At 36.1% G+C, this 16,715-nt stretch carries 13 protein-coding genes; 7 read left to right on the top strand and 6 right to left on the bottom strand.

Annotation, left to right across the window (positions count from 1 at the left end; all coding sequences use genetic code 11):
* Nucleotides 1–260: 260 nt before the first annotated feature.
* Complete coding sequence (locus tag ACP6PL_RS20865; protein WP_426547196.1) at nucleotides 261–1,121, bottom strand: aldose epimerase family protein; 861 nt, start codon at nucleotides 1,119–1,121, stop codon at nucleotides 261–263.
* 632 nt (nucleotides 1,122–1,753) lie between these two features.
* Nucleotides 1,754–2,674 (bottom strand): tRNA (adenosine(37)-N6)-dimethylallyltransferase MiaA, encoded by a 921-nt coding sequence (miaA, locus tag ACP6PL_RS20860; protein ID WP_426547195.1) that lies wholly within the window; start codon nucleotides 2,672–2,674, stop codon nucleotides 1,754–1,756.
* 540 nt (nucleotides 2,675–3,214) lie between these two features.
* Here miaA and gyrB point away from each other — a divergent pair.
* On the top strand, nucleotides 3,215–5,158 hold the full coding sequence (gyrB, locus tag ACP6PL_RS20855; protein ID WP_426547194.1) for a DNA topoisomerase (ATP-hydrolyzing) subunit B: 1,944 nt from the start codon (nucleotides 3,215–3,217) through the stop codon (nucleotides 5,156–5,158).
* Nucleotides 5,159–5,614: 456 nt separating this feature from the next.
* Here gyrB and ACP6PL_RS20850 read toward each other — a convergent pair whose 3' ends face one another.
* Complete coding sequence (locus ACP6PL_RS20850) at nucleotides 5,615–6,091, bottom strand: helix-turn-helix domain-containing protein (protein ID WP_426547193.1); 477 nt, start codon at nucleotides 6,089–6,091, stop codon at nucleotides 5,615–5,617.
* 273 nt (nucleotides 6,092–6,364) lie between these two features.
* Here ACP6PL_RS20850 and ACP6PL_RS20845 point away from each other — a divergent pair, with 273 nt between their 5' ends.
* Nucleotides 6,365–6,829, top strand: a complete 465-nt coding sequence (locus ACP6PL_RS20845) for a hypothetical protein (protein ID WP_426547192.1) — start codon at nucleotides 6,365–6,367, stop codon at nucleotides 6,827–6,829.
* A gap of 675 nt (nucleotides 6,830–7,504) precedes the next feature.
* On the opposite strand, the gene ACP6PL_RS20840 is transcribed toward ACP6PL_RS20845, so the two are convergent.
* Nucleotides 7,505–7,687, bottom strand: a complete 183-nt coding sequence (locus ACP6PL_RS20840; protein ID WP_426547191.1) for a hypothetical protein — start codon at nucleotides 7,685–7,687, stop codon at nucleotides 7,505–7,507.
* A gap of 586 nt (nucleotides 7,688–8,273) precedes the next feature.
* Between ACP6PL_RS20840 and ACP6PL_RS20835 the strand changes: the two genes are divergently transcribed.
* The 4 genes from ACP6PL_RS20835 (at nucleotide 8,274) to ACP6PL_RS20820 (ending at nucleotide 13,032) form a co-directional block, all read left to right on the top strand.
* Nucleotides 8,274–8,642 (top strand): hypothetical protein, encoded by a 369-nt coding sequence (locus ACP6PL_RS20835; protein ID WP_426547190.1) that lies wholly within the window; start codon nucleotides 8,274–8,276, stop codon nucleotides 8,640–8,642.
* Nucleotides 8,639–9,031, top strand: coding sequence for a hypothetical protein (locus ACP6PL_RS20830; RefSeq protein ID WP_426547189.1), 393 nt, complete (start codon nucleotides 8,639–8,641; stop codon nucleotides 9,029–9,031). Before ACP6PL_RS20835 ends, ACP6PL_RS20830 begins: the two co-directional genes overlap by 4 nt.
* Nucleotides 9,032–9,884: 853 nt before the next feature.
* Nucleotides 9,885–11,123 carry a damage-control phosphatase ARMT1 family protein gene (locus tag ACP6PL_RS20825; RefSeq protein ID WP_426547188.1) on the top strand — a complete coding sequence of 413 codons (1,239 nt, stop codon included), beginning with the start codon at nucleotides 9,885–9,887 and terminating at the stop codon, nucleotides 11,121–11,123.
* Between the two features lie 736 nt (nucleotides 11,124–11,859).
* The gene (locus ACP6PL_RS20820) at nucleotides 11,860–13,032 is read left to right on the top strand and encodes a pyridoxal phosphate-dependent aminotransferase (protein WP_426547187.1); all 1,173 of its coding nucleotides are present in this window, start codon (nucleotides 11,860–11,862) and stop codon (nucleotides 13,030–13,032) included.
* Between the two features lie 708 nt (nucleotides 13,033–13,740).
* Here the strand turns inward: ACP6PL_RS20820 and ACP6PL_RS20815 are convergent.
* Nucleotides 13,741–14,043, bottom strand: coding sequence for an acylphosphatase (locus tag ACP6PL_RS20815; protein WP_426547186.1), 303 nt, complete (start codon nucleotides 14,041–14,043; stop codon nucleotides 13,741–13,743).
* A gap of 273 nt (nucleotides 14,044–14,316) precedes the next feature.
* Here ACP6PL_RS20815 and ACP6PL_RS20810 point away from each other — a divergent pair, with 273 nt between their 5' ends.
* Nucleotides 14,317–15,159: a coiled-coil domain-containing protein gene (locus tag ACP6PL_RS20810; RefSeq protein ID WP_426547185.1), complete on the top strand. Its 843-nt coding sequence runs from the start codon at nucleotides 14,317–14,319 to the stop codon at nucleotides 15,157–15,159.
* Here the strand turns inward: ACP6PL_RS20810 and ACP6PL_RS20805 are convergent.
* Entirely contained in the window at nucleotides 15,151–16,389 is a 1,239-nt protein-coding gene (locus ACP6PL_RS20805) for a trypsin-like peptidase domain-containing protein (protein WP_426547184.1), read from the bottom strand. The two genes, ACP6PL_RS20810 and ACP6PL_RS20805, sit on opposite strands and share 9 nt — an antisense overlap.
* Nucleotides 16,390–16,715: the final 326 nt, after the last annotated feature.

Here is a 16,715-nt window from a genome sequence, read left to right as displayed (position 1 = left end):
CCGTCATCCTGCACTAGGAAGTTATAATATTCAGGACTTACACAAAACCTAGGTCATTGAGGTCATTGCGAGGATAAGAAGCAATCTCAAATCTTGACGTTTCCTTCTTGCTGAAACTTACCTACAATTTTAGTCTAGATGTCCTACTACATTAGATAAGAAGATATTGCCACGGGGGGATAATGATGAAAGCACTTAAATCTTAATCATCTCATCCCCCAGGTACAGATACTTTCTCAGGTTAATTATCCTATTTAAAATTAACCAACTTCTGCCGTCATACTAATTACTGTTTCTACAGTTTTACCAGGTTCAGCAATTAATAAATGTTCGCCAGTGTTCATCGCATTTCGAGGACCAGTCCAAGGTTCTAAACAATAAAAATCTTTACCTTTGACCGTCCAAAAAACTAGAGTTGAGTAATTACTATCGTAGTTAATAGTTAACTTCAAATTGCGACTTTTATCAGTAACTACTGCAGATTGTTTTGACAAATTAACAAACGCCCAATCAATTTCTTCAGAGTTAAAATCAAACACTCCAGAAAAAGTATTAACAGTTGGTTCGCCTTTAAGCTTATACTCGTTGGAAGGTAAATCAAACTCTAATTGGCTCTTATCAGCAACAGCAAAATAAGGGTGAATACCTGTAGAAAATGGCATAGGTTTTTGAGATAAATTCGTGTGAGAATATCGCATTTCTAGAGTATTACCTCGCAATATATAGGTATAATTCAACTCAAAATTAAATGGATATCCTGCCATAGTTTCATCATTATTGCGGAGAGTCACAGTAATACTTGCGCCATTCTCGGTAGACTGGTTTGTAACTGCCCAGGGGAGGGTACGAGCAAAACCATGTTGCTTGAGTTTGTAACTTTCTCCGTCTAGAGTGTAGGTATCGTCAGGCAAGTTGCCACAAATAGGGAACAATAAAGGGATACCACCGCGCACCGAGAGAGTCGGGTCAGCAAAACGTTCCTTATCCATATAAAATATTTTTTGGTCTTGAGTGCGCCAGTCAGTGACAATACCACCTCTTTCAGGAACAACAACGACCATAGATTGAGTAGTTTCATCAGAAAGGATATAGGGTTGATTTTGTCCAGGGTTAGTAGGCATAGATAATTTTCCTTAAATAACTGCTATTAAGGTCTCACAGAATTGTCTGAAAAGCTATTTATTTTCTGAAGCTCCCGGAGATGGAGGATGAAAATTTTCCTTCTATTGCGTATAGAGCAATAGTAGTTTCATTTGCTGAAGCTTCCGGAGATGGTGGTGAAAATTTTTCCTTCTATTGCGTATAGAGCAATAGTCATTTCATTTGCTGAAGCTTCCGGAGATGGTGGTGAAAATTTTTCCTTCTATTGCGTATAGAGCAATAGTAGTTTCATTTGCTGAAGCTCCCGGAGATGGTGGTGAAAATTTTTCCTTCTATTGCGTATAGAGCAATAGTAGTTTCATTTGCTGAAGCTCCCGGAGATGGTGGTGAAAATTTTTCCTTCTATTGCGTATAGAGCAATAGTCATTTCATTTGCTGAAACTCCAGGAGACGGATGATGAAAATTTTTTGGCGTTGCTGAACTAAGGGATGAATCTTTGCAGAAAAGGTAAATCTCAGCTTTTACTTCATCTTTGCTCTAAAACAATAATTCATCTCGCAAATATGCAACGCCAATTTTTTTTTCGATTGCGTATAGAGTAATAGTCATTTCATTTGCTGAAACTCCAGGAGACGGATGATGAAAATTTTCTCAACTTCCAACTCCCCTCACTCGCTCCCAAACTTTCTCCAATAAATCCGAGGCATTCGCATCAAACCATTCAATTTCTGGATAAGCTCGAAACCAAGTACGTTGTCGCTTGGCAAACTGACGAGTATGTAAAACTGTTGCGTCGATCGCTTCAGTCAAACTAATATCTCCTGCCAAATATTGTTTCATCTCTGCATAACCTAAAGTATCTAACAATGGCAACTCAGGACTATATTTTTCACACAAAAATTTTACTTCCTCCACTAACCCAACTTCCACCATTTTCTCAGTCCGATGACGAATACGTTCACCCAAAACTTCTACATCGCAATCTAATCCTATTTGTAAAATTGGATAATCTGGAGGGTTTTCTCCCTGCTGTTGAGAAATTGGTTTCCCACTCACATAAAATACTTCCAATGCTCGTAATGTTCGCACTGCATCATTAGGGTGGATTTTCTCAGCAGCAACCTCATCAACCTGCTGCAACATTTTGTAACATTGATTTTGACCTAAATCTGATAGTTGCGATCGCAACCTTTCATTAGGCCCAACTCTGGGAATCTTCAAACCTTTAACTATTGCCTTTATATATAATCCCGTACCTCCCACTAATAAACTTGGTGGAGCAAAATCAGTTTGAGCAGTAGGAGAATTAACAATTAAACGTTGTGCCTGTTCCTGATACTCTGCTAACGTAAGGGTTTTCGTAGGTTCACAGATATCTATTAAATAATGAGGTACTAATTCCCGTTCTGTTATAGTTGGTTTTGCGGTTCCAATGTTAAAATATTTATACACTTGACGGGAATCTGCACTGAGAATTACTGAACCTAATCTCTGGGCCAAATCCAAGGCTAATCCAGACTTACCTGTAGCAGTTGGCCCACAAATAGTAATTAGAGAAAAGTCAAAAGTCAAAATTAAGAGAAATTATTAGTTGACCTATAGTATTCTATTTGACTTTGAGTTTTGCCAAACATCTAATTGCCCAAAATACCTTTAATATCAAATACGGTTGAATACTTATTATATAGTTATATAGTTGGGGGAATAGGGGAGATTGAATATTAAAGTATAGTTATAAACATATACTATATAACCGGATTCTATATAAAACCTACATTCCGCACTGCAAAACGTAGTATAAAAAATCATAACTCAGAACTAAGGAGAAAATATAGCAGTCGCCATTACTAGCGCGGACATTATCACGCCTCTTAAACTTAGTCCGTGCTGGGAATTTAATTTCATAAATTTTAACGGAAAACCTTGGAACTTCTGACTTATGACTCCTAATTTATAACTCTTGACTTACAAATACTATCTACATACCCTAAATAAATTTCTCCTCAAAATACCCTAGAGTCGCTTTAAAGGCTTTTATGCTATAATTTATGAGAAAAATTTCATTTATTGACGAAAGTTAGTATTAAAGCCATTATTGGGAGATATATTGCTATGGCCAGCAACAATTACGGCGCTGAACAAATCCAAGTTCTGGAAGGTCTCGAAGCAGTACGCAAGCGACCGGGAATGTACATTGGTTCCACGGGGCCTCGTGGACTTCATCATCTAATCTACGAAGTTGTTGATAACTCCATCGATGAGGCGCTGGCTGGTTATTGCACCCACATCGAAGTTGACCTGAATGAAGATGGTTCTGTCAAAGTCACAGACGATGGCCGGGGGATTCCAGTCGATACCCATTCTAAAACAGGTAAGTCTGCTTTGGAAACGGTTATGACTGTTCTTCACGCTGGAGGTAAATTTGGTGGAGGAGGCTATAAAGTTTCTGGAGGATTACACGGTGTGGGGGTTTCCGTGGTCAATGCCTTGTCAGAGTGGGTAGAGGTAACAGTCTGGCGGGATAAAAAGACACATATTCAAGGTTATGAGCGTGGCAAGGCTACTGGAGACTTAAAATCTAAAACGAATAAAGAAAAGCGGACAGGTACATCAGTACAGTTTTTGCCAGATGAGGAAATTTTCACTACGGGTATTGAATTTGACTACAATACCATAGTTGGTCGTCTGCGAGAATTAGCATATTTGAATGCAGGTGTCAAGATTACAATCACAGATCGCCGTCTGGAGTTACTTAAAAGTGATGAACCGCGAGTAGAATCTTATTGTTATGAGGGTGGGATTAAGGAATATGTCACCTATATGAACCGGGAAAAACAGCCTTTGCATGAAGAGGTGATTTTTGTTCAGGGGGAAAAGAATGATGTGCAAGTGGAAGTAGCTTTGCAATGGTGTGTGGATGCTTTTAGTGATAATGTTCTGGGTTTTGCCAATAATATTCGGACTGTTGATGGTGGTACTCATTTAGAGGGGTTGAAAACTGTTTTAACCAGAACAATGAACGGTATTGCTCGGAAGCGGAATAAACTTAAAGATGGTGATGCAAATTTGGGTGGTGAAAATGTCCGGGAAGGTTTGACTGCTGTTATTTCTGTCAAGGTTCCCGAACCAGAATTTGAAGGTCAAACTAAGACTAAGTTGGGCAATACTGAGGTGAGGGGTATTGTTGATTCTTTGGTGGGAGAGGTTTTAAGTGAATATTTAGATTTTAATCCTCAAATTGCTGATGCAGTTTTGGAAAAGGCTATTCAAGCTTTTAAAGCAGCAGAAGCAGCTCGTCGAGCAAGGGATTTAGTGAGGAGAAAATCAGTTTTAGAATCTTCTCCATTACCAGGAAAGTTGGCTGACTGTAGTACAAAAAATCCTGAAGAGTCGGAGATATATCTGGTAGAGGGGGATAGTGCGGGCGGTAGTGCTAAACAAGGTCGCGATCGCCGTTTTCAAGCTATATTGCCATTGCGGGGTAAAATTATCAACATTGAGAAAACCGACGATGCCAAAATCTACAAAAATAATGAAATTCAATCAATGATTACAGCTTTGGGTTTGGGTATCAAAGGAGATGAGTTTGATGTTTCTCAACTGCGCTATCATAAGGTAATTATTATGACTGATGCTGATGTTGATGGTGCCCACATCCGCACGTTACTATTAACATTTTTCTACCGATACCAACGGGCGTTAGTAGATCAGGGTTATATCTATATTGCTTGCCCCCCATTGTATAAAGTGGAACGTGGCCGCAATCATTACTATTGTTATAGCGATCGCGAACTTAGTCAATTGATTCAAAATGAGTTTCCTGGTAATGCTAACTATACTATCCAACGATTTAAGGGTTTGGGTGAAATGATGCCACAGCAGTTGTGGGATACAACGATGAACCCTGACACTCGGACATTGAAGCGGGTAGAAATTGAAGATGCTGCGGAGGCAGATCGAATATTTACCGTGTTGATGGGCGATCGGGTAGCGCCGAGGCGTGAGTTTATTGAGACTTACGGACCGAAATTGAAGATTACCGATCTGGATATTTAGTAAGGTACTAGCTCGTCAATTTTGGGTAAGTTTAAGTAATTCTAAAGACCTCTACCTCAACCCATCTCCTAGGAGGAGAGGGGAGAAATTTTCTCCCCCTTCCCTACCCCCCCTTTCAAAGCTATCCCTTATAAGGAACTCCTAAAACTCTTTTCTGATAGGGAGATGGGGGGATGGGGAGATGGGGAGGTGGGGGGAGAAAAACCTCTAATTAAATAGGTTTACTCTCCTGAAATCTGCATTGAATAGCAAATACATAACTTGTCTATGCGTGTCAAATTTTATGTTAAGAAAGATGTTTATAAAGCATAGCTTTCAAAGGGTGGCAGGGGGGATAGGAAGGGGATTGGGGGGTTAGGTTTTTTAACTCACATTTTCAACGTAGACGCGCTACTAGAAGAAGGTAGGCGATCGCCACTATCCCAACTTTTCTTAGGTAAAAAGCTTTTCAAAATCCTATTCTTCTTCATCTTCAACTTTTATTGTGGAAATTTCTGTGGGAGATGTGGCAACTATACGGAGATTTACATCAACTATTATTTGATTTTTCTCAAGTTTGACATTAGCTTTTTTAATTAAAATTTTTGCTGACAAATAATCATCTGACTGTGCTTCTAGAGGTAAATCGCTTTTATATCCCGCAGTTTCTAACCATTCACAAATATTTCTCCAATTATCAACTTTTCCATTATTTGGTTCCACAAGAATTTTCACATATCTGTAGAGAGTATTACAGAGATCGACACCCACACCTTTAGCACTTTTACCTAATTTATCCGCAATTTCATCAGGACTATATTCACAAAGTAAACCTCGTAAATGTAACTTTTCCGTAGGTGTAAGATGTTTACCTTTAGCAGAAGCAAGGTCTTTGTAAAGGGTTTCTAAATCCCAGTTTAAAGCTGCTTCCGAGAAGGTTTCTTTTTTGGGCATTAGTAGAGTGTCCTTATTTGAAAGCTTTGCTAGTAAAAGTCTAACATTATTACTAACTTTTATTAGTTTACACTCAAAAATATGTTGAGTTAGGATTGAAAAAATTTAGTTAGTAACAAAAAATTTAAGTTGCTTCCTGTTAAATAATTATTCTGATATAACCAGAAATATCCGAGAATTATTTACATATTTTTGAGAAGTATTTTAGGTTAAAAATTAGAAATTTGTAATTAATAAAAATAGTATAGTTTTTTTCTCTATAGGCTAATAAAAATGAAAATAAAACATCTACTAATGGCTGGATTAGGATTAATTAGTTTTGTAGGTATGAGTCTAGGTTCAGTACAAAAAGCTGTCGGTCAAGAAAGGCTTGTTCAAGATAATCAAGGTAGACCTTATCTTGCTGTTCAACAGGGATATGATGTAGGACCACATATTCGTTGTAGTCGTGATGGTGAACGTTGTTTTAACCTTAATTTTGTTGGGTGTGATAAAGATGTACAGATATGTTTTTATCAACTTTCTTTGATAAATAAAAAAACTATATTTCATAATCCATTAGATGCTTATTCTTGTTGGAGTTCTGGAGATATCAGCCTTCTTCGACGTCAATATATCAACTGTAGAATTTACGGAGTTTCTAAAGAGGTTAGTGAGTATAATAAAAGGCGAGGTGAGAAATTAGATGATAAACTACTGAGAATACAAAATCAATTGCTTAGACAAATGGCAAATTAAGGAAATGAATACTGAATTCTGACTCTATATATTCCCCATTTTGCAGTACATAAGTAGTAGGTTGGGTTGAGCAAGCAAAACCTGATATAAGCAGGTATTTAAAATTATGTTTTTATTCCTCCGCACTCCCCTACTCAAGAAAGTGTAGAAAAGTTTTTGATTTATTGGTGGTTTTAGCTTTTGCGGTTGTTTTTAATTTTTCATTTTTATTGTCCCGTAGAGTTATAAGTTATATTGTGGCATTTGAATTTCGTGATTTCTAGTTCGGTATAAGCGATCGCTTATACTATTTTCTTCTACAGAAAGTAGAAATGAATGGCAAGAATAGAAAGTTTTACCCAACAATCTCTACCTCATCATCATAAAAGGCTTTCTCATCTCCATTACCAAAGCTAACTTCGACTTAATTACCGAAAAATTAAGGTATAAAGCCTCTCCTTTAAAGGAAAAACAAGCGGTCGTTTGCGGAGCAGTCCATAGGATGGGATGGCGAGGTTTCCCGCTCTTGCAGAGCCGCTACACTTTTCATGTCGGCGACAGCCGAAACGCCATATCCAATCGACCAAGAGAGAAAAAATTTTCCCTACCGCCTCAATCCTCTCCCTAAAAGGAAGAGGTAATTATCAATTATTCATTATCAATTATCAATTCTTGAACTGCCAATTCTGCGAGTAGTTATCTTGTCTTGTCTTTGTATTCTTTGTGATATTTTCGTAGCTTGATAATTTTGAGCTGCTGTTGAGACTGGTGGCCATTAGTTTCTTCATATCTACTTCCCTGATTTGACAATTTTTTTACCACTACATCGAATAGACGTGAAAAATTATTAGCAAAAATTCTCACCCTTGCCTTATTCATAAGAGTAGTAAACCTAGAAAAACGTCTAGCAAAACTAGAAAAAAACAATCCAGAGAATATTCAGAACACATCACATTAATGAGAGGATTGTAACACCATGAGTAAATACTTAGCCGATCAAAGTTTAAGATATTATTAACTTACTAATTTATTTAATCTAGGGTTTCTCAAGTTCGTGAGGTACAGTTTTTTTTCTTCTTTTCTAATGTCTGTTCCCGTAAACCTATAATTTTGTACTTTACCAGTATGAGAATTGTTCTATAACAGTATGTTTTATTATTAGGAAAATAAAATTGGGTTGAAATGGAAAAGGGAAAAAAGGGATTTCCTAGCCTGAATCACTGCTATATAATACCAAGCATGATCAATGTTTGTTATACTTTACTTGATTAGGAAAGTAGGGGAACTGGGGAGTATGGGAGTGTGGGAGAAGTAAACATAAGAATAATTAATACAATCCTGGTGTGCTAATTATTAAAAATCTCATTCCACCTCTGTTAATTACTTAATAATTCAAGTTTTATCTAAGTAAAGCATTCTTTTTTCGTACTTGGTATAATTAATATATTCAACGATAAATATCATAATGACGAACCAACAAATCTGTGATTTAAGTATCACTGAAATTTCTTATTTCGATATAAATAAATTACAGCAAATTTATTATTTTAAAGAACCAGAAGCAATTTTGCAGTTTCTGAATAAATATCCTTTTATTATACCAATACTATTAACAGCACCAGAAAAAATCCATCAATATTTTCCAGACGATCTCTTAGGTTTAGAAGTTTATATAGACCCTGGTGCAACTGAAAATGACGAAGAACTATTCATCATAATTTTTACCAAAATTGAATGCCATGAAGCAGTAGAAAAACTTTGGGAACTTGATGAATATTGGTCACTGTATATTTGTAGAGAAGCCCAACATAAATTGGAGATTCATTTAGGATGAGTTTTAATTGTTCCGAATATTTAGCTTTAGCCAAACAACTAGCTGGAAAAGCTTTGATGAGTGCTAACGAAGAAGCTCGGTTACGCTCTGCTATTAGTCGCGGTTATTACGCGGCTTTTATTTTGGCAAGAAATTATTTGCGCGATTGTCAAGGTATAACTATTCCTGTACAACAGACTCATCAATTTGTAATTAATCAATTCCGACATAGTTCTGATTTACTCAAGCAAAGAATAGGCAAAGATTTATCTCGTTTAAGATTCAATCGTAACCAAGCAGATTATGATGATAATATTGATAATTTACCAGCTATTACTACAAGAATGATTAAGTTAGCCGAGCAAGTTATGTCAAATTTAGAAAAACTAGCATCTTTAGAAAAAAGATGATTTTAAATCTATATTTTTCGTCATTATAATTAATAATAGCAATTTGAAAATTGGCTCTCAAGACAATTTTTGGATTTGAGTAAGCAGAGAATAGTTCAATAATTAATAATTAACAATTAATAATTACCTCTCCTTAAAATAATAGGATTGAGAAAAATGATTTTATTTCTTTATATTCAATTCCCTTACGGTTTTAACCAGAGCTAATTATCCATTATCTATTAATGAAGAGAAATCATAAATTATTTTAACTTATTACTGTATGTTGATATTTCCTACTAGACTGACACAGAAAATCGAATGTGCATAATTATTATTGGTGTAGGGGCGTGTTGATCTGATATCAAATCCGCTAGTATTGGTGTAATTAGATAAAGAGTGTGGGGAGATGGGGAGAGCTAGAAAGATTTGGTAATAGCTGAAGATGGAACATTTTTTTATACCGATGCTACCGGATTTGATATGATACCAATTTACTTTAAAGATGTCACAAATAATTTCAAACTATTAAATGTGAAATTATTTCCTGAAATTACTTTAACGTCAGAGTTTTGAGCCGATAAAATATAACTTTTAGCTTTTTGCTTTTGACTGTCTTGAGTGTGTCTTACATTCTGGAGGGGCTGTGTGCGGAATTACTTCCGCACAGTAGGCGCCCCGTAGGAGACCTCAGAATTACACACTCGCTTTTGACTTCCGTGAAACGGTATGAATAATTTGTCACACCATTAACTTAATCCGGAACCTTTCCCTATGCTTGGCAACATTTTAGGTGTGTCGCACTAATACCCACTAAAAAAATTGAATATAGCAATATTTGTAAAACTGATCTTATTTTTTTATTCGTAAATATATGAATGAATTTCAAACCTCTGACTTCTTACTACCTTCTCCAGTAATGCCTTCAGTAGAAAATACATTTGCCAATTATACAATAGTTTGTCGGCTACCAGGTGTCATCGAACGAGTCATCAAAGACAATGATTTTCCTCCAGCTATTGTGCAAGAATTAGAATCTTTAGTAGCAGACTTATTTGAAGGATGGGTGCGACCCTTAGCAGAGATTCAAGGGCCAGATTTAGTTGCTTGGGAATCTTATCTAAAACCTTTTGAGGGAAAAAGTTGGTTTGATTTACCATTTTATTTTGCTGAAGCTTATTTCTTCCGACGCTTACTAGAAGCAACTGATTATTTTGTACCTGGAATTTGGCAAGGTATAGATCCATTTGGCTATCAAAAACGCTCTAGTTTAGAAAAATCAATGGATGCTATCCAAGCAATTAGCAATCGCTTTACTGATTTAAACACTGGTTTACCAGAACAACAGAGTTATCAAACCTCTATAACTACTCTGCTTCAAACTGCTTTATGGGGTAATCAAGTCGATCTCAGTTTATGGCCACTTGTAGGAGGAGATAATACTAATAGAGACCTTCACCAACAACAAACTCACATTTTAATCGATGATACCTACGATATACTCAACTATTTAAATAGTATTCACGGAGAACGCATCGATCTAATTATAGATAACGCAAGTTTTGAATTAGTTTGTGATTTTTTTCTGATAGACTTCCTTTTATCTACTCAGACTGCCAATACTGTTTATCTACATTTAAAAGCACACCCAACTTTTGTGTCTGATGCGATGAGTCAGGATGTCTTTTACACTCTAGAAAAGTTAGCTAATGATATGTCAGAAAATGTCCGAATATTGGCAACCCGCTTACAAGAATATATTGCTTCTGGTCGTTTAATTTGCCGAGATGATTTTTTTTGGAATGCTCCTGTAGCTTTTTGGGAAATGCCAGAGTCTTTAAGGGAGGAGTTAGCTAAAGCTAGTTTAGTTTTGATTCAAGGAGATGCTAACTATCGACGCATTCTCGGCGATCGCCACTGGTTATTTACTACGCCTTTGTCAGATATTGCTAATTATTTTCCCACACCATTTGTCGCTTTGCGTACCTTGAAGTCAGAAGTAGCAACGGGGTTAGAACCCGATCAAATCGAAATATTAACTGAACAAGACCCTTTATGGTTAACCAATGGTCAGTGGGGTGTAATTCAGTTTGTAATACCAGAGCATTTATAGTGCTACACGCAAGTCAGAAGTCAACCCACCCCCAACCCCTCCGAGGAGGCAGGGCTGTTTCATTCTTGTGAAAAACAGAGAGGGAGATGGGGAGATGGGGAGAATTTTTGAGCCAATAGTCGGGTTCTAAGCCAAATTTATTCATCCATACTCGAAGGTAAATTAACGAATTGTTAGTCATTCGAGTTGATTGGAGTTATTGAACTAGACTAAAAAAGTCAAATTTTCATCACTAAAGAAGCTGAAAAACTAGCAAATTTCGGTTGATTTCGTGAGCCCCCCATCCCCCTATCTCCCTAAATCATTAGCTTACGATACTTTGAAACAGCCCTGCTCCCCTCCTCGGAGCAGGAAGGGAAAGTAGGGAGGAATGGCCATTCCCCCCTACATTCGCAGTAGGGACTAAACTTGAGATAAGTGAAAATGTCTGCCCTAGTAATGGCGACTTAATATTTCACAAAATATCGCAATGTTTCGGTCTAGTAGGTTGGTTTTTGCTTCGTAAATATGTTGTCTAGCATTCAGTTTGTGCAGCATTCCAAAGGGCAGGAAAAAGTAGCAACACAAGTCAAGTACATAGAATAATATGTGTTGGTCCACTACTCCAAAATACACATCCGCTACATCTGCTACTAAATTTATTACTTTGAATGTCAATATTTCCTAAGAGTCTAGGTTGAACCAAATTATTGTCCAACCTAAAATGGAAAACTTAATCACCTAATACAGATAAAAAATGAAATTGGCAGCAAGAGTTGACAAAGTATCACCTTCCCTAACTTTGGCCATCTCAGCTAAAGCAAAAGCAATGAAAGCTGAAGGAATAGATGTCTGTAGTTTTAGTGCCGGGGAACCTGATTTTGATACCCCAGAACACATTAAAGCAGCAGCTCAAAAGGCACTAGAGGCAGGTAAGACTAAATATGGCCCAGCAGCAGGAGAACCTCAACTGAGAGAAGCGATCGCTCATAAGCTCTCTAGGGAAAATGGCCTAAACTACAAAGCAGAAAATATTATTGTTACGAATGGGGGTAAACACTCCCTATTTAACCTAATGTTGGCATTAATTGAACCAGGGGATGAGGTTATTATTCCAGCGCCCTATTGGTTGAGTTATCCTGATATGGTTAAACTGGCAGGTGGAGAACCAATAATTTTAACCACTGGTGCTGAAACTGGTTATAAAGTTACACCGGAGCAACTCAGTCAAGCTATTACGGATAAAACAAAATTATTTGTCCTTAATTCACCATCTAATCCAACTGGGATGGTTTATCAACCAGCAGAAATTAAAGCATTAGCAGAAGTAATAGTAGAGAAAGATATTTTAGTAGTCTCAGACGAGATTTATGAAAAGATTATTTATGATGATATTCAACATCTGAGTATTGGTGCGGTTAGCTCAGATATATTTAAAAATACTATTATTAGTAATGGTTTTGCTAAAGCTTATTCAATGACTGGTTGGCGGATAGGATATTTGGCAGCACCTGTAGAATTGATTAATGCCACAGTGAAAATTCAAAGTCATAGTACCTCCAATGTTTGTACTTTTGCTCAGTATGGAGCGATCGCTGCATTGGAGTCATCTCAAGACTGTGTTGAGAAAATGCGTCAAGCTTTTGCTCAACGGCGAGAGGTAATTTATCAGTTACTTAATAGTATACCTGGTCTTTCCTGTACTCAACCAGAGGGAGCTTTTTATATGTTTGTCAATATTAGTAAGATTAGTAATAGTTCTCTAGAGTTTTGTCAAACTTTATTGGCAGAGGAAAATGTGGCAGTTATTCCTGGTATTGCTTTCGGAGCAGACGATCATATTCGGATATCTTATGCCACTGACTTAGCAACTATAGAAAAGGGGATGGCAAGGTTAGAGCGGTTTGTGCGTTCGCGTAGCGGAAGGTAGTTTTATCGCAGAACTGAAATTGATGAAATTGCTTAGGTTGACTTGACTTTCAGGAAACCAAACACAGATGGTTTGTTTTTCAAATTAATGATATCAACATTTAGTAGGGGTGAATTTAATCAACAAAATTTCTATTTTTCAAAGATTTCAGCTAAACCAGCCCCTACAATGTTTGTAGTTGGGCTTTAGCCCTTCCTAGCACTTCAAATAATTGGCATATATTATTGCTGAATATTTAAGTGCAGTTTTAAGGCTGAGAAGTTGGGTTGATCACGGAGTTTTTAGCTAAAGGACTCAGAAGTCAGAATTCAGGAGATCGAGAGTAGAAAAATGCCCCATTGTTTCACCATCTTGCCATCTCCCCCACTGCCCATCTATATTTTAAATAGGGTTTGCGCTCAAAAGAATGAAAGTGTTGACAAATAAAGCATTAGGCATTTTTAAGTCTGGAAAAAGTGGGCTTATTTGAGTTGAAAAGCCTCAAAAAGTTAGTATTAACAGCAAGATTTGGGCAGAGAAATTGAGGGATAACTTCTCTAAATTCCTTACTCCTCCTGTCTCCTGTCTCCTGTCTCCTGACTCCTACCCTCACCTATAAGACTTTTGAGCGCAAACCCTAAATAGATCCCAAATGGGTTCTATAAGTATAAAGCCGTTCTACGAGCCTCACAATGTTTGTAGTTTTGCTTTAGTTTCTGAGAATATTTTTCAGAGTATACGATGAATTTCAAAACCTTCAATACCTTCAAGTTGCTCATACTTAACTAAAACATCCTGAACCACAGCAGACTTAGGACCTCCGTAACACCAGTTAATCATCTTTTTCACAACTTCCTCTCTACCCTCAAAAACAGCTTCTACTCTACCATCAGGTAAATTTTTTACCCAACCATTGATACCTAAACTGACTGCTGTTTGTGATGTAGAAAAGCGATAGCCAACTCCTTGAACTTTTCCAGAAATCAAAACGTGGGCATGAATAAATTCTAAATATTCTGATTTGTCTTGCATTATCATTGATTAAATTAGGAATATCTACTGTTCATTGTACATCTCTAAAAATAAAAAATTAAATCAATCTCAATACCCAGAAACCGTCAATTCTTTCCCCTCCTGGGAGGGGTTAGGGGTGGGTTCCCTACTCCCTACTTCATCTTTCCTCTTTTCTGGAGATGTCTATTATACATAGCATAGACCATGCTATTATTATATTTTAAATAATTTACTTATACAATAGTGTCATTTATAGGTACTCGCAAGCAAAATAAGGAAATAGTCAAAATTATGGTCATAACATCATTGATATTCAGTACAATTATTAGTTGTCTAGCAGGTATCGGTTGTGCTTATTGGTTATTGGAAAAGCGGTTAAAAAAACAAAGTAAAAATTATGAAAGACGGTTACGAGCAGATCAGGAAAAAATAGATGAAATTGAGAAAGAAAAACAACAAGAAATTCAATTATTACATACAGAATATCAAGATAAAATTAAACAATTAGAAGAAGATTATAAACAAATAAAACTAGCAGATAATCAGAAACATAGGAGAGAGAAAGCTCAATTAGAAAATCAACTAAATCAGCAGATTAAATCATTAGAAATTGAATATCTTCAAAAATTAGCATCATCTGAATCTAAAGCACAAAAAACTATAGAAAAATTGACAAATAAATATTCTATTCAAATAACTTCTTTAGAAAGAAATTACCAACAGAAAATCCAAGAAAATAATCAATTTTGGCAAGTAGAATACCACAAAAAATTCCAAGAGTTAGAAGCAATTCATCAGCAAAAAATTCAAGATTTTACCAAATCTTTCCGAGAAAAGCATCAACAAGAAATTACTAACTTACAGAATGAACATGAACAAAAGTTGGCAGAAACTATTAAATATTTAGAAGCAAAGCATCAACATCAGCTCCGAAATAAAATAAAAGAATTAGAAGCAATTCATCAAGAATCTATGTTAGAAACCATGAAATCTATGACTTATCAACATCATAATCAGCTTCAGCAAAAAATTCAAGAATTAAAACAAAACTATGAAACTCAGCTTCAAGGAACTATTAAATCTCTTAAAACCAAGCATCAACATCAAATTAAGGAACTGACAAAATTAGACTAATAAGAAATCCCGGAACTTTTGAATTAAATCTAGGGTCTCTTGGTAAGCTTTAAGTCTACCACCTTGCTGATAAAGTTCTGCTGCTTTTTGCAAATCTTTTATTGCCTTCAGAAGTTCTTGATTAGCCTTTTTCTGATCTTCCATTTTTTGATAAGTCAGACTATTTTGATAATAAGCATTAGCACGATTATAATAAGCATCAGCATAGCCTGGATTAAGTTCAATAGCTTTAGTATAATCTTTAATCGGATTTGGACCTCTAGTTATTGGTTCGTGAGGATTAACTAATAAACTCCGAGCAATACCCAAATTAAAATATATTTCTGGACTGTTAGGTTCCTTTTCTAAAGCACGATTAAAATTAGCGATCGCTTCCCAAGCATCTCCCTGATCTAAATAAGTTATACCCTTAAAATATAAAGCTTCAGAACTTTGAGGATTAATTGTTGAAAGAGGAGAGCTAGCTGTAGGAGTATCATCTAAAATTAAGTCTGAAGGATTAATACCAGCAGCAGATAACTTTCTAATAAAACTATTAATAGGAACTGCTGCATTAAACCCTGTTTTAATTGGTGCTACATCCCCAGAATTAGTTTGAGCAAAGCCAAATTCTCCTTGCCCATGAATACCAATAACACGACCATCTGTATCAAAAACCGGACCCCCACTCATGCCACTCCAAGTAACAGCTTGATAACGTAAAGTATAACCTGCTGGGCGAGTTTTAGGGCGACTGGTTACTAATCCTGGAGATAGTTCTGGTGCTCTATCTGTACCAAATAAACCACCAGTGGCAGGATAACCAAAAACATATATTTGGGAACCAATAACTGATTGTTCAGAATTACCTAAAGTTGCTACTGGATAAGTATCAGAACTTTCAAATTTAACTATTGCTAAATCTGGTTCTTCATCAGTTGTTTGTAAATTGACAACTTCAATTACTTGATAGTCTTTTTCTTGATTGGTTCTGACACTATATTTAATACTAGAATCTTGAACAACATGATTAACAGTTACTACTGTATAAATATTACCATCTTTGGCAATAATTACTCCTGAACCATCACCTAAATTACTATTAATTTGTACTGTGATTGGTGTAGCAATTTCTGCTACTTGTTGGGCAGTTTTTGCAGTGACTACAGTGGGGATAGTAATAACAATTGCTGCTACAGTTGCAGTACCTAATAAACAGTTATTGAGGGAATTAAACCGAGAGAAAATCATAGTTTTACGGTGATATAATCTAGACAAGTTAAATATTTAGATTTCTATGTAGTTTACTTGACGTAAATTTAGATAAATTTGTTCTCGGCATTGTAGAATACACATCTTATCTGTTCGTTATAGTTTTGGGCAGGTTTTGGGCAGGCAGGATACCCACCCCACTTATAGCTGAAGTTAGAAGTTAAATTCTTGCTGTGACTAAATTTGTAGATATAGATATCTTGCCTGTTCGTTTTTAAAGGTAATGAAGTTGATAGCTAACTACTGAATGCTTACCGAATTATTAATTATTAATTGTTAATTAAATAATTGTGGTTTAAAGCCTC

It is taken from the genome of Dapis purpurea BLCC-M126 (genome assembly GCF_050015975.1).
In the GTDB taxonomy this organism is placed as follows: Bacteria; Cyanobacteriota; Cyanobacteriia; order Cyanobacteriales; family Microcoleaceae; genus Trichodesmium.
The sequence above is the reverse complement of the archived record's forward strand: the minus strand, read 5'-3'. Positions and strand labels throughout refer to the sequence as shown.